This window comes from Hyphomonas polymorpha PS728, assembly GCF_000685315.1.
GTDB classification, from domain to species: Bacteria; Pseudomonadota; Alphaproteobacteria; order Caulobacterales; family Hyphomonadaceae; genus Hyphomonas; species Hyphomonas polymorpha.
Genome location: NZ_ARYM01000003.1, coordinates 93,266 through 113,316 on the forward strand (window position 1 = coordinate 93,266; position 20,051 = coordinate 113,316).

At 62.7% G+C, this 20,051-nt stretch carries 23 protein-coding genes; 6 read left to right on the plus strand and 17 right to left on the minus strand.

Annotated features, from left to right (window positions below):
- Positions 1–86 precede the first annotated feature (86 nt).
- From HPO_RS03355 to HPO_RS03380, 6 genes are all read right to left on the minus strand, one after another.
- Positions 87–1,742, minus strand: coding sequence for a M28 family metallopeptidase (locus HPO_RS03355; protein ID WP_035594463.1), 1,656 nt, complete (start codon positions 1,740–1,742; stop codon positions 87–89).
- Positions 1,743–1,774: 32 nt separating this feature from the next.
- Positions 1,775–2,356: a GNAT family N-acetyltransferase gene (locus HPO_RS03360; RefSeq protein ID WP_035594805.1), complete on the minus strand. Its 582-nt coding sequence runs from the start codon at positions 2,354–2,356 to the stop codon at positions 1,775–1,777.
- Complete coding sequence (locus tag HPO_RS03365) at positions 2,353–2,754, minus strand: ketosteroid isomerase-related protein (protein ID WP_035594465.1); 402 nt, start codon at positions 2,752–2,754, stop codon at positions 2,353–2,355. Before HPO_RS03365 ends, HPO_RS03360 begins: the two co-directional genes overlap by 4 nt.
- An 81-nt stretch (positions 2,755–2,835) precedes the next feature.
- Entirely contained in the window at positions 2,836–4,320 is a 1,485-nt protein-coding gene (locus HPO_RS03370; protein ID WP_035594467.1) for an MATE family efflux transporter, read from the minus strand.
- A gap of 4 nt (positions 4,321–4,324) precedes the next feature.
- The gene (gene pyrC, locus HPO_RS03375; RefSeq protein ID WP_035594470.1) at positions 4,325–5,605 is read right to left on the minus strand and encodes a dihydroorotase; all 1,281 of its coding nucleotides are present in this window, start codon (positions 5,603–5,605) and stop codon (positions 4,325–4,327) included.
- Positions 5,602–6,549 (minus strand): aspartate carbamoyltransferase catalytic subunit, encoded by a 948-nt coding sequence (locus tag HPO_RS03380; protein ID WP_035594472.1) that lies wholly within the window; start codon positions 6,547–6,549, stop codon positions 5,602–5,604. The genes pyrC and HPO_RS03380 overlap by 4 nt, the downstream gene beginning before the upstream one ends.
- Positions 6,550–6,623: 74 nt before the next feature.
- Here HPO_RS03380 and HPO_RS03385 point away from each other — a divergent pair, with 74 nt between their 5' ends.
- Complete coding sequence (locus HPO_RS03385) at positions 6,624–7,337, plus strand: endonuclease/exonuclease/phosphatase family protein (protein ID WP_035594475.1); 714 nt, start codon at positions 6,624–6,626, stop codon at positions 7,335–7,337.
- A gap of 47 nt (positions 7,338–7,384) precedes the next feature.
- Here HPO_RS03385 and HPO_RS03390 read toward each other — a convergent pair whose 3' ends face one another.
- On the minus strand, positions 7,385–8,311 hold the full coding sequence (locus HPO_RS03390; RefSeq protein ID WP_035594478.1) for an AEC family transporter: 927 nt from the start codon (positions 8,309–8,311) through the stop codon (positions 7,385–7,387).
- Complete coding sequence (gene ruvX / locus HPO_RS03395) at positions 8,308–8,763, minus strand: Holliday junction resolvase RuvX (protein WP_035594480.1); 456 nt, start codon at positions 8,761–8,763, stop codon at positions 8,308–8,310. Before ruvX ends, HPO_RS03390 begins: the two co-directional genes overlap by 4 nt.
- Before the next feature lie 76 nt (positions 8,764–8,839).
- Here ruvX and gatC point away from each other — a divergent pair, with 76 nt between their 5' ends.
- Complete coding sequence (gatC, locus tag HPO_RS03400; RefSeq protein ID WP_035594483.1) at positions 8,840–9,127, plus strand: Asp-tRNA(Asn)/Glu-tRNA(Gln) amidotransferase subunit GatC; 288 nt, start codon at positions 8,840–8,842, stop codon at positions 9,125–9,127.
- 24 nt (positions 9,128–9,151) lie between these two features.
- Here the strand turns inward: gatC and HPO_RS03405 are convergent, their stop codons facing one another.
- Entirely contained in the window at positions 9,152–10,291 is a 1,140-nt protein-coding gene (locus tag HPO_RS03405; RefSeq protein ID WP_035594485.1) for a zinc-binding dehydrogenase, read from the minus strand.
- 123 nt (positions 10,292–10,414) lie between these two features.
- Here HPO_RS03405 and HPO_RS03410 point away from each other — a divergent pair, with 123 nt between their 5' ends.
- Entirely contained in the window at positions 10,415–11,398 is a 984-nt protein-coding gene (locus HPO_RS03410) for a GSU2403 family nucleotidyltransferase fold protein (protein ID WP_035594488.1), read from the plus strand.
- Positions 11,399–11,412: 14 nt separating this feature from the next.
- Here HPO_RS03410 and HPO_RS03415 read toward each other — a convergent pair whose 3' ends face one another.
- Both HPO_RS03415 and HPO_RS03420 read right to left on the minus strand, forming a co-directional pair.
- Positions 11,413–11,799 (minus strand): SET domain-containing protein, encoded by a 387-nt coding sequence (locus HPO_RS03415; RefSeq protein ID WP_035594490.1) that lies wholly within the window; start codon positions 11,797–11,799, stop codon positions 11,413–11,415.
- A gap of 54 nt (positions 11,800–11,853) precedes the next feature.
- A complete protein-coding gene (locus tag HPO_RS03420; RefSeq protein WP_035594493.1) occupies positions 11,854–12,288 on the minus strand; it encodes a DUF6491 family protein in 435 nt (144 codons plus the stop codon).
- A 137-nt stretch (positions 12,289–12,425) separates the two neighbouring features.
- Between HPO_RS03420 and gatA the strand changes: the two genes are divergently transcribed.
- Together gatA and HPO_RS03430 are read left to right on the plus strand one after the other, a co-directional pair.
- Entirely contained in the window at positions 12,426–13,898 is a 1,473-nt protein-coding gene (gene gatA / locus HPO_RS03425; protein ID WP_035594497.1) for an Asp-tRNA(Asn)/Glu-tRNA(Gln) amidotransferase subunit GatA, read from the plus strand.
- Positions 13,899–13,908: 10 nt separating this feature from the next.
- Positions 13,909–14,397 (plus strand): hypothetical protein, encoded by a 489-nt coding sequence (locus HPO_RS03430; protein ID WP_035594499.1) that lies wholly within the window; start codon positions 13,909–13,911, stop codon positions 14,395–14,397.
- On the opposite strand, the gene HPO_RS03435 is transcribed toward HPO_RS03430, so the two are convergent.
- Positions 14,366–14,764, minus strand: a complete 399-nt coding sequence (locus HPO_RS03435) for a hypothetical protein (protein ID WP_035594501.1) — start codon at positions 14,762–14,764, stop codon at positions 14,366–14,368. The two genes, HPO_RS03430 and HPO_RS03435, sit on opposite strands and share 32 nt — an antisense overlap.
- Before the next feature lie 176 nt (positions 14,765–14,940).
- On the opposite strand from HPO_RS03435, the gene gatB reads away from it, so the two are divergent.
- A complete protein-coding gene (gatB, locus tag HPO_RS03440; RefSeq protein ID WP_035594503.1) occupies positions 14,941–16,449 on the plus strand; it encodes an Asp-tRNA(Asn)/Glu-tRNA(Gln) amidotransferase subunit GatB in 1,509 nt (502 codons plus the stop codon).
- Positions 16,450–16,661: 212 nt separating this feature from the next.
- On the opposite strand, the gene HPO_RS03445 is transcribed toward gatB, so the two are convergent.
- From HPO_RS03445 to HPO_RS03465, 5 genes are read right to left on the minus strand one after another with little or no spacing between them, the layout of a single operon-like run.
- The gene (locus tag HPO_RS03445) at positions 16,662–17,096 is read right to left on the minus strand and encodes an HIT family protein (RefSeq protein WP_035594506.1); all 435 of its coding nucleotides are present in this window, start codon (positions 17,094–17,096) and stop codon (positions 16,662–16,664) included.
- The gene (locus tag HPO_RS03450; protein WP_035594509.1) at positions 17,093–17,656 is read right to left on the minus strand and encodes a putative signal transducing protein; all 564 of its coding nucleotides are present in this window, start codon (positions 17,654–17,656) and stop codon (positions 17,093–17,095) included. The genes HPO_RS03445 and HPO_RS03450 overlap by 4 nt, the downstream gene beginning before the upstream one ends.
- On the minus strand, positions 17,653–18,816 hold the full coding sequence (locus HPO_RS03455; protein ID WP_051612223.1) for a GNAT family N-acetyltransferase: 1,164 nt from the start codon (positions 18,814–18,816) through the stop codon (positions 17,653–17,655). The genes HPO_RS03450 and HPO_RS03455 overlap by 4 nt, the downstream gene beginning before the upstream one ends.
- An 11-nt stretch (positions 18,817–18,827) precedes the next feature.
- Positions 18,828–19,562 carry a glycerophosphodiester phosphodiesterase family protein gene (locus tag HPO_RS19540; RefSeq protein WP_051612224.1) on the minus strand — a complete coding sequence of 245 codons (735 nt, stop codon included), beginning with the start codon at positions 19,560–19,562 and terminating at the stop codon, positions 18,828–18,830.
- 5 nt (positions 19,563–19,567) lie between these two features.
- Positions 19,568–20,029 (minus strand): RidA family protein, encoded by a 462-nt coding sequence (locus HPO_RS03465; RefSeq protein WP_035594512.1) that lies wholly within the window; start codon positions 20,027–20,029, stop codon positions 19,568–19,570.
- Between the last annotated feature and the right edge of the window lie 22 nt (positions 20,030–20,051).

The window sequence follows — 20,051 nt, forward strand, 5'->3', positions numbered from 1 at the left end:
CTGACCTAACGAGAGGGCCTGCGATTCCAGTGTCTTAGGGCCGGAGGGGCGTGCCCGGCCCCTTGCGAGGCCGGGCAGCAGAGGGGTCAGGGCTCCATCGGGCCGTTGAACTGGCGGGCGAAGAAGTCGTCCTTCCGCCAGAGGGGGCGCTGGTCCGCATTGGCGAGCGCCAGGGCGATGCGCGCCTTGATGGCGGCAAAGCGGGCGGCGGCGTCAAAGTCGATGGAGTTGGCCATATCGTCTGACGGGCGGTGATAGTTCGTCGTCATGTGGCGGGCGAACTCTTCAGCGCCGCCATTCTCCCAGCCGGGGATGAGATAGACCGACGGAATGCCCGCTTCGACGAAGCGGAAATGGTCTGACCGGGTGAAGAGGCCCTGATCGGGCACCGGGTCCGGGCTGAGGGTGATGTCCATCTCGGCGGCCGCCTTCTCGACTTCCTCGATGATGGTGGAGCGGGCGCCGCCGAACACCACCAGATCGGTGAAGGGGTAGGTCAGGATCGGCATGTCGAGATTGACATTGGCGACAATGTTGCCTTTCGGCACGGTCGGGTTCAGCGCGAAATATTGCGCGCCCAGGAGGCCTTTCTCTTCAGCGGTCAGGGCGATGAACATGACGGAGCGTTTCATCGCGGGGCCGGCCTTCAGCATGCGGGCGGCCTCCAGCAGGGTGGCGATGCCGCTGGCATTGTCGAGCGCGCCATTGTTGATCTGGTCGCCTTCGATGCCGCGTGTGATGCCGATATGATCGAGGTGCGCGGTCAGCACGATGACCTCATTCTTGAGCACCGGGTCCGTGCCTTCGATCATGCCGATGACGTTGGCGGATTGAACCTGATCGTGCGTGGAGGTCTGGGTGAGGTGGATGGTGTAGGGAAGCGCGAAGCTCTTTACAGTGCCGCCTTCAGCCTCGGCGGCTTCCAGGATGGCTGGCCAGCTTTCGCCGGTGCCTTCGAACAGCTTCGCGGCGCTGTCGAGCGAGACCGAAGCGCCGGCCTTGATGTTGGGCGCCCTGTCGAATGGCGCGCCGTCTGCGCTGATCCAGGTGAGGCTGGCGCCATCGAGGCGGCCTTCACGGATCAGGCGCTCGAAAGGATAAACACCGCGTGAGGTCGGCGTTTCCAGCGTGACGATACCGATTGCCCCGTGCTCGGAGGCGTTCACGAACTTGCGGCTACCGTAAAAGGCGCGCTCTTCGCTCTGGATGCCTTTCGGCGTGCCCGAGAGCATGACGGCAATCTTGCCGTTGAGGTCGAGTCCTGCATAATCGTCCCGGCCAAGATCAGGCGCGACGATACCGAAGCCGACGAATACGGCTTCACCGGTCACATCGGTTGAGGGCGCGGAGAGGGAATTGCCCATGGCATAGTCCACATTCTCCGTAAACGGAACGGGCGCGCCGGTAGCAGTGTTGGTAACTTCCATCAGCCGGCCTTCGGGCGCGCGGACAGAGCGCAGGAAGGTGATCGTCTGCATATAGCTGCCAGCGTTTCCGGCAGGCTTGAGGCCGATCTCGGAAAACTCGGCGGCAACATAGTCTGCGGCCAGGTCAAAGCCGGGCGTGCCGGCTTCGCGGCCTTCCAGATCGTCCGAGGCCAGGAACTTCATATCGGCGCGGATGTTTTCCGCGTTGGCCCCGGGCAGCTCTACCGGGGCAGGCGGTGGCGGAGGTGCCGCGGGCACGCAGGCGCCGAGCATCAGAGCGGCGGCGAGCACAAGGCTGGGCAGGGATCGGGACATTCAGCAGTCTTTCTTCGGGATAGGCGGCGGGATCAGAACTCGCGTAGCCAGTAATTCATGGGGTGGGTGAAGTCTGGTCCGCCGGGCATTGTGGGCCAGGCAAATTCCGTAACAAGGCCTGGCAGTTTGCGATAGCCGCGCTTCTGCCAGAAACTGTCGAGCGGGCTGTAGTCCGCCGGTCTCTGGGGATGGTCTGCCGGGCGGTCTACAGCGCAGAAACAGGCGCGGGCATAGCCCCGTTCCTGCGCGTGTGTTTCACGGGCATCGAAGAAAGCATGGCCCAGGCCCCGCCCGCGATAGCCGGATTTCAAAACCGACTCCCCGAAATAGAAGGTGGAGGCAAGATCAAAGCCGGCGTCTCTCAACGGCGCTGCAAACTCGCCGTGATGATCATCGATGGCCGATCCGGTGGCGCAGCCAATAATCTCGCCCTCTTCTTCGGCGGCAAAGATGAAGGCATCGCGCGCTTTTGCAAAGGTGCGCAGGTATTTCTGCTCGTATTCTTCCGTGCCTGCATAGAGATAGGGGAAGGTCGCAAACACTTCGATGCGCAGGCGCGCCAGCGCGGGGAGGGCGCGCTCCAGATCTTCTCCCGTCAGAGGGCGGACGATCATGAGACCTGCCGGATCCATTCCTTGAGATTGTAATAGGTGGTGACGCGCTGAATTTCACCATCCTTCACATCAAAGAAGGCGCCGGCGGGCAGGCGGTATGTCTGGCCGTTGGCTTCGGGCAGGCCGGCATCTGTCTTCTTGTAGACACCGTTGACGATGAACTCCGCCGAGGCGCGGGTGCCATCCGGGGAGGCCATCACCACGATGTCGGTCAGGGTCTCATCATAGCAGTCATCCATATGCGCGATGAAGTCTGCAAAGGCTGCGCGCCCGCCACGCTTGTCGCCCTCATTGACGAAGTGATTGATGTTTTCCGAAACACAGCCCGCCATGGCGTTCCAGTCCTTGGCGTTGAAGGCGGCGTAATAGCGGCTGATGAGCTCGGGCGTGGGGGTCATTCGGGCATTCCTGCTTAGCGGCGTAAAAGAATTTGAGCCGATTATATCCCGCGAATCCGGCGCGCCAACACTATGCGCAGCCTAGTCTTCACTCTTCCGGCGCGGCGGACGCGGCGGATTGGCCGCGGCGCCGATGGAAGAGGTGGTTTCGCCTGAAACGGTGGCCGCCAAGGCAGACGCTTCGGCGGTATCGGCATCCGGCACGCGCATGTCGCGCTCACTGCGCCAGTTGCCGAACCGGTAGAGTACGATGGCGAGCAGCATGGTGACCACCATGCCCGCCGGGAAGCTGTACCAGATGGCATCCGAACCAAGCCAGTCTTGCAGGCCATACGCAAAGCCGAGGCGTACCGGGAACATGGAGATGAAGAGGATGATCAGCGGCCAGATGACCTGCCCATTGGCGCGCACCGTGGCGAACAGCACCATGGTGACGGCAAAGGGTATGAAGCCCCAGGTGGCGAGACGCGCGATGTTCTGGCCGATGGCCACCGCGTCACTGGCGCCGCCAAGGAAGATCGTCATCGCTGCCCGGTCGGTCAGCAGGAGCAGAACGACCAGCGCGCCGGTGAGGGCAAGGTTGAACAGGATGCCGGTGCGGGTGATCTGGTCCACCCGGTCCCACCTGCCTGCGCCGATATTCTGAGCGGCCATGGCGCTGACGGCGGCGCCGATGGCCATCGCCGGCATCTGCACATAGGTCCAGAGCTGCTGGGTGGCGCCGAAGGCGGCGGTGGTGTCGACGCCCTGCCGGTTGACGAGGGACATCATGGCCAGCAGCGAGCCGGAGATAACGATCATCTGCAGGCCCATGGGCAAGCCCTTCACGACCATCAGACGCAGGATGGAAAGGTCCGGCTTCAGGTATGACAGCTCCAGCCCGCGCAGACGCAGTGGCAGGTCGCGGCGGTAGATGTAGACCAGCATGGCGATGAGGCTGATATAGTTCGCCAGTGTCAGCGCCAGGGCCGAGCCGCCGATGCCGAGGCGCGGAAAAGGGCCTATGCCGAGAATAAGAAACGGGTTCAGCGTTGCACAGATAACAACCGCCACCGCCATGAAAATCAGCGGTGTCATCGCGTCGCCCGCCCCGCGCAGGGCCATCATCAACATCGTCATGATAAGGATGGCCGGCAGGGCGAGGAAGATGATCTGGAGAAACTGAATGGCCAGGGGCACGACCTCAGCCGGCGTCTCCAGAACACCGAGCAGCGCGGGCGCCAGGAACCAGCCGGCAATGGCGAGCGCGGCGGAGACAGGCAGGAATGTGCCGATCACCGTGCCGACCACGCGGCGGGCAGCCGTGACATCGCTGCGTCCCATCGACTGACCGATCAGAATGGTGGAAGCCATGCCGAAGCCGAAGACAAATGCCGTCAGCAGGAAGACGACCAGGTTTCCGTTGGTCGTCGCGGCGACGGCATCTTCGCCGAGGAGGCGGCCGACCCAGATCGTGTCAATCGAGCCATTGGCCGATTGCAGAATGGAGGAGGCGAGTGTGGGCAGCGTGAAGGAGATCAGCGCCGGGCCGATGGGGCCCGTAGTAAGGTTGTTGCCCTTCTGCATTCCCTTACCGCTTGAACACCCGTTCTCCGCCCACGAAGGTCTGCATCACGCGGCCCTGAAGGCGGCGGCCATCGAAGGGGGAGTTGGTGGAGCGGGAGAGAAGGTCTTCGCGCTCACAAAGCCAGGGCTTGCCGGGATTGAAGAGGATCATATCTGCCGGGGCATCCTTGGCGAGGCGGCCTTGCGGGAGGCCGAGTATGGTGGCCGGGCCGAGGGTGACCGGGGCGATGGCTTCAAGCAGTGTGAGCGGGCCATCATGGTGCAGGTTCAGCAGGGCCGAGAGCACGGTTTCAAGGCCGGCCGCGCCGAAGGCCGCCTCGCCGAAGGGCAGGCGCTTTTCCTCCGGGGGCTGAGGATCATGGGCGGAGACGACAGCGTCGATTTCGCCGGCTTTCAGTGCGGCGATCAGGCCTTGGCGGGTGGTCTCATCCCGGAAGGGCGGGTTCACCTTGCAATAGGTCAGGTAGTCACCGACATCGCGTTCGTTGAAGAAGAGGGAATGGGCGGCCGCCGTGGTGTAAACCTTCGCGCCGCGCTTGCGGGCGGCGGTGGCGATTTCCAGCGTGCGGGCGGTGGACACCTGATCGAGGATCAGCGTGCAGCCGGTCTGCTCGGCCAGTGTCACATCGCGCATGGCGCCGATCCATTCGGCGTCTGCCGGAATGCCGGAGAGGCCTGCGCGCGCGGCAAAGGCGCCGGCATTCATCACGCCGCTGCCGGTCAGAGCGCGCTCGTCGGGGCGGGACATGACGATGGCGCCGCGGCTGGCAGCATAGGCCATCGCGCGCTTCATAACCTGCGCATTGGCGATAGGAATATCGCCATTGGTGAAGAGGATTGCGCCGGCGTCTGCCATCAGGCCAAGCTCCGCCATCGCTTCGCCGGTCAGCCCTACGGTGAGGCCGCCAGCAGGATAGATGCGGGCTTTGGAAGTTTCACGCGCGCGCTCGGCGATGAACTGGACGAGGGCGACATCGTCGATGACGGGGCGCGTATCCGGCATCACGACGAAGCTGGTGATGCCGCCGGACAGGGCCGCGCGTGAAGCCGTTTCCAGGGTTTCCTTCTGTTCGTCGCCAGGTTCGCCGGTTTTGACCCGCATGTCGATCAAACCCGGCGCGAGGCAGAGACCGCCGGCATCGAGGGTTGTTTTTACGCCGGTGAATGTCGCTTCAGCGCCTTCGCGGATGTCCTTGATTCTGCCTTCTTCGATCAGGATTGCGCCGGGGGCATCAAGCTCCGTGGCCGGATCAAGCAGGCGGGCGTTGACAATCTGCAGGCTCATGATTTTCCTCCGGCGAGAAGGTGGAGGACGGCCTCGCGCACGGCCACGCCCATTTCGACCTGCTGGGTGATGACCGAGCTCGGCCCATCGGCAATCTTGCTTTCGATTTCCACGCCGCGGTTCATCGGGCCGGGATGCATCACGGTGGCATTGGGCTTGGCAAGGGCGAGGCGCTCGGCGGTGAGGCCGAAATAGCGGAAATATTCCCGGCGGCTGGGCAGGAAGGAGCCGTTCATCCGCTCCAGCTGCAGGCGCAGCATCATCACGACATCAGCGCCCTTCAGCACAGCGTCGAAATCTGTGCCGGCGCTTTCGGCGCCCCATGTGTCCGTACCCGGAGGGATCAGCGTTCTGGGTCCGCAGAGATGCACGCGCGCGCCCATCAGGTGGAGCGCCATCGTGGTGGAGCGGGCAACGCGGCTATGGGCGATGTCTCCGCAGATGACCACTTTGAGCCCCTCGATGCGGCCTTTGACACGGCGTATGGTCAGCAGGTCCAGCAGCGCCTGGGTGGGGTGTTCATGCGTGCCGTCGCCGGCATTGATCACGGCGCAGTCGACCTTCCGGGAGAGCAGCTTTGCCCCGCCCGAGGCCGAGTGGCGAACAACGAGCGCGTCCGGCTTCATGGCGTTGAGCGTCATCGCCGTGTCGATCAGCGTTTCGCCCTTCTTCACCGAGGAATTGGCCACCGGCATCGACACCACATCGGCGCCAAGGCGGCGGGCGGCGATCTCGAAGCTCGACATCGTGCGGGTGGAATTCTCGAAGAAGAGGTTCACCACCGTCTTGCCGGTCAGCACCGGATCAGGCCGGATGCCCCCGCGGGTCTTCTCGGCATAGCTGTCTGCAAGGTCGAGAATATGGGCGATATCGAGGGGATGAAGGCCTTCGATTCCGAGCAGATGCTCGTGCGTGAAGGTGTAGTCTGGCCTACGCGGCGCCATCGGAATACCTCAGATTTGCGGCGGTGTAGGCGGGATTCTCCGGCGGGGCAAGTGTTGGTAGGGAGTGGCGTACAATGCGGCTGGTTAACTGGAATATCGAGCGCAATGACCCGGCCTCGCCCAAAGCTGCGTCATTGATCGCGGAGATTGGCGCGCTCTCGCCGGATATCATCTGCCTGACAGAGGCTTGGGAAGGATCGCTCGAAGCGTTTGGGGGGTATGTGCTGGCGGCACAGGGCGTGGCGTGGAGCCGCCAAGCAACGGGGGAGCGCAAGGTTGTACTTTGGTCGCCCCACCCCTGGGCGGATATTGACCCGATGGAGCAAGCAGCCGCATTCGGAGGCTCTGTTTCGGCCTGCACACAGATTGGCGGGCGCAATGTGCGGATCGTCGGCATCTGCATTCCCTACCATATGGCGAGTCCGCTGGGGCAGGTGCCGAAAGCGCGCGTATGGGAACAGCATGAGCGGTTTCTGGAAGTGTTGATGCCTTATCTTCACCGATGGCGGCAGGATGGGCCGGTGATCGTGATGGGCGATTTCAATCGCCGGATGCCGCGCACTTATGGCTCTCTTCGGTCATACAAGATGCTGGAGCAGGCCTTTGAAGGATACGAGATCGCAACGCGCGGAAAGCTTCCTGGCATTGAAGCGCAGACCGTGGATCATGTGGCAGTGGCGGGCGCGGTGCGGGTGACCGGTGTGGCAGGGCGATCTGCGGTCAGCCCGGAGGGGCTGGTGCGCTCGGATCACTTCGGGGTGGTGGTAGATTTTGAGCTGCGGGGTTGAGCCGCCCGATTCCTCGACTTCGCTGATGATGACGATTGGGGGTGGGTTCAAACCGCCCCCAGCCACAGGATCAGGGCCCAGGTCAGCGGCAGGGTGAGGCTGGCCAGCACGGTTTGAACCGCGATGAGGTTTGCGGCGAGCGTTGTGTCACCGCCGAGTTCGCGGGCGAGGACGTAGGAGTTCGGGGCGGTGGAGGTGGCTGCGCAGAGGAGGGCAATGGCCAGCGGCAATCCGGAGAGCCCGAGCGGCAAGCCGATCGCTAGAACCAGCGCCGGCATCCCGAACAGGCGGATGAAAGACCAGGTGAACGTGCGCAGGCCCGCGCGGGTGAGCGCCTTGAGGTCAACCCCCGCCCCGGCGCTGAGCAGGCCGGTGGCAATAGCGGCATTGGCGAGGATGCGCAGGGTTTCATCTATTGCGGCAGGAATTTCGATGTGGGCCGCAGCCAGGCCAATACCGATGACGCAGGCGATAACCAGCGGGTTGCGCGTCATAGCCAGGAAGGGCCGGGGTTTGACGCCCGGTGGGCGGTCTGCATGCGCAGTGAGGGCGTAGACGGAGATGACGTTCGCTGCCGGGATCATGACAGCTGCGGCCAGGCCCACAAGGGCGACGCCCTCGTCGCCAAACAGCGCCGCGCCGAGGGAGAGGGCGATAATCGTATTCCAGCGTACGTTTGACTGGATGATCGTGCCAATCGCGGGCCGGTCGATGCCGGGCCAGCCATAGGCGGCCAGGCCGACCACGCCCATTGCGCATTGGGCAGCCACCAGCGTGGCCACCATCTGCCAGGGGGCGGTGTCAAACTCTGCATTCGCCAGCGCCCGGACGATAAGGGCGGGCAGAAGGACCAGAAAAGAGAGCCGGTCGATGGCCCGGAAGGCTTCGGGCTGTATCCAGCGGCGCGTCGATAGCAGCTGGCCGAGGGCAACGATGAGAATGACCGGCAGCAGCGCGATGAGAAAGGCGTTCACGGACGCTGCTCCAGCCGGGAGAGGGCGTCCTGCAGGATGATGGCGGCGGCGGCGGCGTCGATTCCTGCCTCGCGGTGGCGGCGGGAGGCCCCGGCGGCACGCAGCACATCGCCCGCCTCGGCGGAGGAATAGCGCTCATCCTGGAAGGCGACCGGCAGGTCGCGCACCTTCAGGAGGCTGGACACCAGCGTGCGGACGGACTGGGCGCGCGGGCCCATGCTGCCATCAACATTCAGCGGAAGGCCGACGATCAGGCCCACGGCCTCGCGCTGATCGTAGACCTGGAACAGGCGCTCGAGCGCCGGGGCGAGCTTCTTCTTGAGGATCGTCTCTACGGGCGAGGCCATCATGCGGATACGGTCTGTCGCGGCGACGCCAATGGTTGTGGTGCCGGGGTCTATGCCCAGCAGGACGCCCTCGCGGGGCAGGTCGAAGAGATCCACCACAGCCATATTCACGCGTCCCTTACAGCCTTGATGGGCCTCTGCCTATGGCGTATGGGGCAGGGAGTTTCAGGAGCCTGCACCCATGAGCGTTACCCGCGACGATGTCCGCAAAGTTGCCCGCCTGTCCCGCATCGCGGTTCCGGAAGAGCGGCTGGACGAGCTTGCCGGGGAACTCAACGGCATCCTTGGCTGGATCGACCAGCTCAATGAAGTGGATGTCGAGGGCGTGGAGCCGCTGACCTCCGTGGTCGAGACGAAGCTGCCGATGCGCGAAGACGTGGTGACGGATGGCAACATCCAGGACCAGGTGCTGGCGAATGCGCCGCGCAGCGAGCACGGGTTTTTTGTTGTGCCGAAGGCGGTGGAATAACCACCGCCTCCCGCTGACTATTCATTATTTCGCCGGATTGATCAGATACTTCGTGCCCGTCGCTTTGGCGTTGTAGGCGTGGAGCGTGTCGAGATCGAGCGCTTCGGCGAGCGAGATTTCGGCGGTGTAGTGGCTGGCGAAGGTGGTTGTCAGCTCGTCCATCACGCGCTGGCGCATCTTGGCGCGCACTTCGGCGCCCGCCTTCTGCAGGAACGGGGTCAGCAGGTAGCCGGAGAGGTTCCACGCAAAGCCCACGCCCGGCGGCACCGTGGTCGGGGACATGTCGAGCCGGCCGTAGATGTAGACCTGCGTTTCCTGGCCAGAGCCATAGCGACTGAACTCTTTCATCTTGCGGCTGGCAGCCGCTTCCATGGCGATCAGCAGCTGGCCGGCGAGCGGGCCCCCGCCGATCGCGTCAAAACCGAGCGTGGTGTCGGTTTCGGCAAGCGCGGTGATCAGCTCTTCCATGAAGTTCGGCGAGGTCGAATCGACCACATATTTTGCGCCGAGGCCTTTCAGCAGATCTGCCTGTTCCTGTTTGCGGACGATGTTGACCAGCGGGACATTATCCTTCTGGCAGATTTTCACCAGCATCTGGCCGAGGTTTGAGGCGGCGGCCGTGTGAACGATGCCCTTGCGGCCTTCCATGCGCATCGTTTCCACGAAGGAGAGCGCCGTCAGCGGGTTGACGAAGCAGGAGGCGCCATCGCGCGAGGTGGCCCCGGCAGGCAACTCCATCACCTGGGCGACGTTCAGCATCCGGTACTGAGCGTACATCTCGCCGCCAAGACCGGTGACGCGTTTGCCGAGCAGGGCCTGGGCCGCGGGGGATGAACCAGCTTTGACGACGACACCGGCGCCTTCATTGCCGACCGGCATCGACTGGTCGAGCCGGGCAGCCATGGCGCGCAGGGCAGCCTGGGGGACATCGGCAGTGATGACGGGGCGCTCTTTCGTGCCGGAGGCTTTGGCCGTGCGCATGTCGGCGCCGCCGACCAGAAGGCCAAGGTCTGATGGGTTGATCGGGGTCGCCTCGATCTGGATCACCACATCATCCGGGCCGGGCTCCGGCACGGCCACTTCAGCCAGTGACAGCTCCAGCTTGCCGTCTTTGGTGACAAGGCTGCGCAGTTGCAGGCCGGTTGCGGGCACAGTGTGGGACATTCTTTCCTCCATTTTGGTGTAGGGCTGTACCATCGGGAAACGATGATGCCGGTCAATCCAATATATTGATTTTTATAAATTTATCCCATAATAATAAAAAAATCAAAATCATGGGATAAATCGGTGGCAGTCAAACCCTTTTCTGATGAGCAGCTTCGAACCCTCATTAATCTGCGCCAGCGCTATGATGTGTGGATGGAAGCTGAACGCCGGTTGGCGGATATGTCGTATGACCTGAGGCGCAAGACGGTCGATGGCAAGACCTATCTCTATGAAATCTTTGATCATAGAGGCAATGGGCGTAGCCTTGGCCGCATGAATGATGCGCTCGAGGAGCGTTTCAGTGCATATCGGGAAGCAAAGCAGGGCGCGCAGACCCAGCGGGATGCTGCTCGGTCGATGTTGAATGAAAGCGCGCGCCTGTACCGGGCGCTGCGTTTGCCAATGCTTTCCAGTGGCGCTGGCCCGATCCTTCAGGAGTGCGACCGAAGAGCGCTTCTTGGCAGCCATTTGCTTGTTGTGGGTACAAATGCGCTTGCGGCGTATTCGATCGAAGCGGCAGGCTTTCTAACAGGCGCGCCGGATGAGACGGATGACTTTGATCTCGCCTGGTCTGCGACGGAAGTTCAGGAAGGAGAGCTTCCTGTCTGGACAATGCTGAAAGCTGTTGACCCTACATTTACGGTGAATACGGAGCGTACGTTTCAGGCGCGCAACGCAAAGGCTTATGAGGTCGAGATTCTCGTCGCGCCCTCAAGACATGCCACCATGGGACGCAATGACCAGCCAAAGCCAGTGCCCCTGCCGGAGCAGGAATGGTTGCTGCTGGGAAGTCCGGTAGATCAGGTTGCTGTCTGCCGCGACGGCACACCGGTCAGGATTGTTGCTCCTGATCCCCGATGGTTTGCACTTCAGAAGCTTTGGATGTCGGAGCAGGCAAAGCGCAACCCGTTAAAGCGCCCAAAAGACAGGCGGCAAGGTATTGCTTTGTTAAACGCTGTTCAGGCGATGATGCCCCAATACCCGTTAAATGAGGTTTTTGAGAGCGGAATTCCAGAAGATCTGCTGCGTTTTTACGATGACTGGCGCTCGGGCAGGCTGACCTGAAGTGCAGTTAAATTTCAGATCGCCTCGTCAGCAAAGTCTTCGTAATCAATAAGAATTTCATCGCCCGCTTTCAGGGCGACACGCGATGTCAGGGTGACGGTTTCTGCTTCGCCGTCAACGTAGAAGTCTGCGTTTGCATCGGGGCTGTGATTGCACATCGAGATCTTGCCGAAGGCGACAGCGGCCCGCACGGCGCCGTCTTCCTCACGCTCGTCAACATAGAAGACGTAATGATAGACCCGCGTGGTCTTCAGCCGCTCTGTGTCTTCATGCGACAGGATGAGCAGTGGATAGACGCCAAGCAGCGCGCCGGCCGGTATGTCGGTTGAAGCAAACAATCCGCGTCCGTGAAGGGGCGAGGTTTTGACCTCGACGCGCGCGCCCCCAGATGATGTGGTCATGAGCGGGGTGTCTAGCACGCCCGGAGGCTGTCGCCATCCGGGGGCCAAGGAAAATTATTCGGCCGGGGTTTCGGGGGCAGCTTCAGCGGGCTTTTCGGCTTTCCGGTCCCATTTGCGGATTTCTTTGATAAGGCAGCGCTGCGGACCCATGCCGGTGCCGCCAGGGGTGTGGCCGACAATAAGGGCATCGCTCCGGGTCAGGCATCCCGTGGTGGAATCGATGCCTATGCTCTGGGCATATTCCAGATCCGGGCAGGCGCCGAACACCTCGACCATATACTCATCGCGCCCTTCGCGCAGAATGACCGTGTTGCGCTTGTTATCGCTGAAACCGTCGATGCTGGAGGCAAAACAGATGCGGTCTACCGGCGCGCCGAGGCGCGGGTCATCGGCGTAGGTGGCAATTCCCTGGGGCGTTCCTGTGCCGGGCGCCGATTGGCAGGCAGCCAGAAGGGCCGTGGTGAAAATAAGGGCCGCAGATCTCAGCATGGGGAACTCCAGGGGCAGGGCAGGCTCAAGCCCTACTCTGCACCTGGCCCGGAACCGCAGCAAGCGGCCTCACGGACACTTGAACTTTTGGGCATTGGGGCCTAGCAGGCGGGGGTTATTATCCATGGGATTTCCCGATGACCGACCTGACCGACCTGACCCTCGCCGCCGCGCTGGATGGGCTGAAATCCAAGCAGTTTTCCTCGGTGGAGATCACGCAGGCCTTCCTGTCGGCCATGGAAAAGGCCCGCATCCTCAACGCCTATGTGGTCGAGACGCCGGAAAAGGCGCTGGAAATGGCCAAAGCCTCCGACGCCCGGATTGCCAAAGGCGAGGGCGGCAAGCTGGAAGGCGCGCCGCTGGGCATCAAGGATCTTTACTGCACTAAGGGCGTGCGCACGACCGCCTGTTCGAACATCCTGGGCGAATTCACCCCCACTTATGAGTCCACCGTCACCCAGAACCTCTGGGACGAAGGCGCCGTCATGCTGGGCAAGCTCAACATGGACGAGTTCGCCATGGGCTCGTCCAACGAGACCTCGCGCTTTGGCCCGCCGATCAACCCCTGGCGCCGCAAGGGCGACAATGCCGGGCTGACGCCGGGCGGCTCGTCGGGTGGTTCGGCAGCGGCCGTTTCGGGCAATCTCTGCCTGGCAGCCACCGCGTCTGATACGGGCGGCTCCATCCGCCAGCCTGCTTCCTTCACCGGCACGGTCGGCATCAAGCCGACCTATGGCCGGGCCAGCCGCTATGGCATGGTGGCGTTCGCCTCCTCGCTCGATCAGGCCGGCCCGATCGCCAAGACCGTGGAAGACAGCGCGCTGCTGCTCGAGATCATGTGCAGCCATGATCCAAAGGATTCCACCTCTCTGAACATCGAAACGCCCGACTGGCGCAGCGATGTGCGCAAGGGCGTCAAGGGCATGAAGATCGGCATTCCGAAGGAATACCGCATTGAGGGCCTCTCCGAAGAGATCGACGCCCTCTGGCAGCAGGGGATCGCCTGGCTGAAAGCGGCGGGCGCGGAGATCGTCGACATCTCCCTGCCGCACACGAAATACGCCCTGCCGGCGTATTATATCGTGGCGCCTGCCGAGGCTTCGTCAAACCTCGCCCGCTATGATGGCATGCGCTATGGCGCGCGCGTTGAAGGCAACAACCTGACGCAGACGTATGAAGCGTCTCGCGCCAGCGGCTTCGGCAAGGAAGTGCAGCGCCGCCTGATGATCGGCACCTATGTGCTCTCTTCGGGCTATTATGATGCCTATTATCTCCGGGCACAGAAGGTTCGTGCAAAGATTTTGCAGGATTTCGTGGACGCTTTCGAAACGTGCGACGCGATCCTGACCCCTGCCTGTCCGTCGACCGCCTTTGCCTTTGGCGAGAAGTCCGGCGATCCGATCGAGATGTATCTCATGGATGTGTTCACGGTGACGGCAAACCTTGCCGGCCTGCCGGGCATTGCGGTGCCTGCTGGCCTTTCGGCCAATGGCCTGCCGCTTGGTCTGCAGGTAATCGGCAAGGCGCTGGACGAAAGCGCCTGCTTCCGCGTGGGTGGCGCCCTGGAAGATGCAGCGGGCTTTGTGGCCAAGCCGGAGCGCTGGTGGTAATATTGGGTTTATGACCCGATTTCTTATCATTTTCGCCATCACGCTGGGCATTGCGTTCACCTTGATGGCCAGCGTGCTTACCCAGAACGGCTACAGCATGTTTGCCCCTGAAATGCAGACGATGATCGCCGTCTGTATCGCCGTGGCGCTGTATGTCGCGTGGCGGATTTCCAATGTCCTGCGCCGCCGCCAGGAGGACGCGATCCCCAGCGAGGGCGGCAGCAAAAAGCCCGTTGCTTTCGGTCTGGGCTCGCTGACCGGCGGAAAGAGCCGCGCGCTGCGTGAGCGGGAAGCCCGCGTGGCGGCCAGACGGCGCCGCCTCATCCAGGAAGGCAAGCTGCAGGAAGAAGAACCCGCCGCCCCGGAGCCCCAGCTTGTCTCCGAACCGGCCCCTCAGGCGGAAGCGCCCACACGGGCGGCTTCTACCGCCACCATGAAAGAAAAGATGGCCGCGCGCGCCGAGCGTGTCAGGCGGGCGCGGGAAGAGGGGAAGATCTAGGCGCGCGGGGCGAGGGCGCGGCCTTCGCTGGCGTGACCGGAGCCTTCGTGCCGCCGCCGGGGCGGTCTTCATCATCGTCATCACCTTGCGAGGCTTCTGCCGCGTCCCGGCTGCGATCCGTGATCCGCGAGAGATAGACACCCGCCTCGATCAGCCCGCCAATCGGCCCGAACTGCAGCAGCATGGCGGCCACGAAAACGAACGGCACGTGGAGTTCCAGGTGGCTGAAACTCAGGAAAATGCCCGCCACCAGCGCCGTGCCAAGCGCAAGGCCGCAGGCAAACCCCGCCACAATATGTTTGAGGAAACCGCGCGCGATCGACCGTTCCTCTGCCTTCGCGCCATCGAGAATCATCTTGAACAGCATGGCCGGGCCGGCTCCTTGTGCGGCCGGGCTGATTTTGCGCCATCCGGGGATAATTTGAAGCCCTTTTTTGGCCGCGTTGGAAAGGCGGGCGCGGTGTGGTGTCAGCGTGTCTCGACAGGGCCCGCCAGCGGGGGTTAGAAGGGCGCCCTAATTGCAGGTATTGATTGAGAGAAGCGATGACCGAGCGCACCCCCTACCGCATCAAAGGCGAAACCGGCGACTGGGAAGTCGTCATGGGGCTCGAAATCCATGCGCAGGTGGCCTCTAACGCCAAGCTCTTCTCCGGCGCCTCCACCACCTTTGGCGCTGCCCCCAACTGCAACGTCTCCCTGGTGGACGCGGCGATGCCGGGCATGCTGCCGGTGATCAACCGTTTCTGCGTTGAGCAGGCGATCCGCACCGGCCTCGGCCTGAAGGCGCAGATCAACACCTACAGCCGCTTTGACCGGAAGAACTATTTCTACCCCGATCTGCCGCAAGGCTATCAGATCAGCCAGTTCGCACACCCCATTGTGGGCGAGGGCGAGATAGAGGTGGATGTCGAAGTGCCGGGCAAGGAGGACTATTCCTTCCCCTGCCGCATCGAGCGCCTGCACCTGGAGCAGGACGCCGGCAAGTCGATCCATGACATGGACCCGAACTCGACCTATGTGGACCTCAACCGCTCGGGCGTCGCGCTGATGGAGATCGTCTCCAAGCCGGACGTACGCTCACCCGCCGAGGCCGCTGCCTATGTGAAAAATCTGCGCGCCATTGTCATCGCGCTGGGCACCTGCGACGGCGACATGGAGAAGGGCAACCTGCGGGCGGACGTGAACGTCTCCGTCTGCCGCCCCGGCCAGTATGAGAAGTTCCGCGAGACGGGCGATTTCAGCCATCTGGGCACGCGCTGCGAGCTCAAGAACATGAACTCCTACCGCTTCATCCAGCAGGCCATCGAATATGAAGCCCGCCGCCAGATCGAGATCATCGAAAGCGGTGGCAAGGTCGATCAGGAAACCCGCCTGTTCGATCCGGTGAAAGGCGAAACCCGCTCCATGCGCTCCAAGGAAGATGCGCATGACTATCGCTATTTTCCGGACCCGGACCTTCTGCCGCTGGAAGTCGAACAGGCCTGGATCGAGGAAATCCGCGCGTCTCTGCCGGAGCTGCCCGACCAGAAGCGCGCGCGCTTCGAAAAGGACTACGGCCTCTCCCGCTATGATGCGGGCGTGTTGACCTCTGATGCCGACAAGGCCGCCTTCTTCGAGGAAGCCGCCAAGGGACGGGATGCGAAGCTCACCGCTAACTGGGTAACGCAGGAACTGTTCGGCTATCTCAACAAGGAAGGGCTGGAGCTGTCGCAGAGCCCGGTATCTGCCGGTTCGCTTGGCGGGCTGATCGAGCTGATCTCGAACGACACGATCAGTGGGAAGATTGCCAAGGATGTCTTTGCCCGGATGATTGCGGGTGAGGGCGAAGCGGCCGCCATCGTCGAGAAGCATGGTCTGAAACAGGTCACCGATACGGGCGCGATTGAAAAGGTTGTTGACGAGATCATCGCCGCAAACCCTGATCAGGTTGCCAAGGTGAAAGACAAGCCGCAGACGCTCGGCTGGTTCGTTGGCCAGGTGATGAAAGCTTCGGGCGGCAAGGCCAACCCCAAGGCTGTGAACGACATCCTGAAGGCGAAGCTGGGGATTTGATCCCCGTCTCTGAGCACAATCAGCTCAACCTGAACTTCAAAGCAGACCCTCACCTCCCACGCCCTTTGGGCGTGGGCCCCTCCTCTCCCACTTCATGGGAGAGGGGTTTTCACCGCGCCGTCTCACGCAACAAATAATCTGGATGTGATTGATCCCTCCCGCGTTGCGGGAGAGGAGAGGCCCATCGCAAAGCGATGGGAGGTGAGGGGCTATCAAATCGCCGCGCGGATCTTCGCTGCCACTGGCTCCAGTTCCTCCGGTGTGGCCATCGTGCCGCCGCCATGGCGGCCTAGCTCGCGGCCTTCCCAGATCGGGATGATGTGAAAGTGCAGATGGAACACGGTTTGCCCTGCGGGCGCGCCGTTGAACTGCATCACGCGCAGCCCGTCCGGCTTCAGGCCCCACTCGACCGCCTTTGTGACCCGCTGCACGCGGAGCATGTAGCTGCCAAGATAATCTGGCGGCATATCGAGAAAATTGCGGGCCTGGATGCCCTTGGGGATGACCAGCGTATGCCCTTCGCTCTGCGGGAACACATCCATGAAAGCGAGGGCGACATCATCCTCGAACACTTTCAAGCTCGGCATGTCGCCGCGCAGGATTTTGGCAAAGATATTGTCGGGATCGTAGGCTGCGTGAAGGGTCATGCGCTCTGCTTCTGCCTTGCTCTCTGATTCAGGAACCGGCGTGCAAGAAACACGAAAACCGATAGAGGGACAAGGAAGTAAGCTGCGGTGGCTATTTGCGCGAGGGCCAGCACCAGCCAATTTCTCCAGTCAAAGTGCAAGGGTATGAGCGACCAGTCAAAACCGTAGATTCTTGCGTCGGCGAGGGCTTTGAGGACCCCTATGATCAACGCAGGGATGACGATCAGCGGCAGAGCGGCCAGACCGGTATAGTAGCTGAGAAGGATGTAGTAGCGAAGCCGTTTTGGTTTCAACGGGTAGTCTTCCAGTGTTGGAAACTTGGCAGACAGGCGATCGTCGGCACTCTCGGCGTATTCGATGATCGCCCGCCTGGCAGCATCGACCTGACCGGAGGGCACCAGAACGCCGACACCGCCCAATGCCTGAAGGGCGCCCCAGTCGATCATTGCATGATGCCAGTTTTCAAGACTCGCTGGAATGCCCGCATCATTCAGGAGGGCGCAGACAATCGCCGCTTCCTCTGCGCTTGCGCATCTCCTGATAGTGACTGCCCCGCTCATTCCCCTTTCTTAAACGGAGTTCTCTCCTTCAGGTAGCCGAAATCCTCGTCAACCGCCGCGCGCTCGCGCTTCAGATAATCTGCCACTGCGTCGCGGAAGCCGGGATGGGCGATCCAGTGGGCGGAGCGGGTGAGGACGGGGCCATAGCCGCGGGCAAGCTTGTGGCCGCCCTGCGCGCCCGCTTCCACCGTTTTGAGGCCGTGCGCGATAGCGTAGTCAATCGCCTGATAATAGCAGGTCTCGAAATGCAGCATCGGCCGTCCGTCCAGCGTGCCCCAATAGCGGCCATAGAGCGTGTCGGAGCCGACTAGGTTCATCGCGCCGGCAATGATGCGGTCTTCCTCGCAGGCAAAGATGAAGAGAAGATCGTCAGCCATCCGTTCGCGGAGCATCGAGAAGGATTTTCGCGTGAGGTAGGGCGAGCCCCATTTGCGGCTGCCGGTGTCCATGTAGAACTCGAAGAAGATGTCGAGGTGTTCCTCGGTGATCTCCGCCCCGCGCACATGCTGGAAGGAAAGCCCGGCTTGCGCCTTCGCCTGCTCCTTGCGCAGGTTCTTGCGCTTCTCGGAGGAAAGGGTGGCGAGGAAATCGTCAAATGATCCGTATCCGTCATTCTGCCAGTGAAACTGCTGGTCGGTGCGGATCAGAAGGCCGGCCGCCTCAAGGAAGGGCGCCTCGGCCTCATCGATGAAGTTGATGTGCATCGAGGAAACGCCCGTCTGCTCGGCCAGTTGCAGCGCGCCGTCCAGCAGCGCGGCATGATAGGCGTTGGCGTCCGGCCCCGGCCCCACCAGCAGGCGGCGCCCGGTCACCGGCGTGAACGGTACCGCGCACAACAGTTTGGGGTAGTATGCCCCGCCGGCCCGCTCCCAGGCTTCGGCCCAGCTCTGGTCGAACACGAACTCGCCGCGCGAATGGTATTTGAACCACATCGGCATGGCTGCCCGCAGGCGCCCATTAGCATCGCGAACCAGGATATGCGCGCCGCGCCAGCCGGTGCGGGGCGAGGCCGCGCCGGAGCTTTCCATCGCTTCCAAGAATTCCCAGGTCAGGAACGGGTCGTACGGGGCGCCCGGCGGATTGGCGACGGCGTTCCATTCGGCCGGATCAATACCGGCGAGGGAGGAAACAGAGCTGATCTGGGGGAGGGCGGCGTCCATGACCCCCAAATCTAGGGCGCGACGGCGCCCAGCGCCAGCGCCGGGCTGAAGTGTTCGAAGATCACAGCGGGTTTGTGCGCCTTCAGGGCAGCGAGGTCTGCCTCCGTGCGGACGGTCCACACCACAAACGGGATATCCCGCCCCTCCAGGGCAGCGGCAGCGCGGGCAGCGTCAGTGTAATGGACGGCCAGATAGTCGATCCCATCGGCGATGGCCGCTTCCGCGAAGGCATCGAAATAAGCCTCGCCATACTGCGCGCTGGGCGCGATCAACTGGCCGCGCATCAGGCCTTCCGGCAACGCGCGCACGGCGATGTCGGAAAAGCTCATGGCCGCAGCAAGGCCGGGCCAGTCCATCAACCGCTCGCCCACCCTGCGGGCAAAGGCGGCGGGGTCTGTGCTGCCGTCGATCTTCATCTCCGCCAGCATCGGCAGGCGTTGCGGCCAGAGGGAGAGCAGATCCTGGAAGGAAGGCAGAGGCTCATCCCCGCCATTCAGGCTGCGGGTCTTGAGGGTGCTGGCCGGCAGGGTTTCAAACGCGCCTGCTGCGCCGGTCATCCGCTGCAGATCCGGATCATGGAACACCATCACCTCGCCATCGGCCGAGGGGCGCAGGTCAAACTCGATGCCAAGGCCGGCTTCCGCCGCTGCCCTGAAGCTGCCGAGGGAATTCTCCGGCAGGCCGTCCTTCGTCCACAGCCCGCGATGGGCATAGGCAAAATCCTTCAGGGCAAAGCGGCGGGCCATCGGGATCAGGCGATCTCGAAGATGGCGTCGACCTCAACGGCCACGCCAAGCGGCAGGGTGGGGCACGCCACGGCCGAGCGGGCATGGGCGCCTACTTCCGGGCCGAACACGTCGACCATCAGGTCCGAGCAGCCGTTCACCACCTGCGGAATGTCCACAAAGGATGGCGCCGCATTGACGAAGCCGCCCAGCTTCACAACGCGCTTGATGCGCGAAAGGTCGCCCACGGCCGCCTTGGCCTGCGCGATCAGATTGATGCCGCAGATGCGCGCGGCCTGCTGGCCGGCGGAGAGTTCCATATTCTCGCCCAGGCGGCCCATGATGCGGCCCTCGGCCGTTGCCGAAACCTGCCCCGAAACGAACAGCATGTTGCCGGTGATCACGAAGGGCACGTAGGTGGCGACCGGCTTCATCGGCGTCGGCAGGGCAATGCCAAGGGCATCAAGGCGGGCTTCGGGTGTGGACATGGGGTTACTCCTGTAAGCGTTC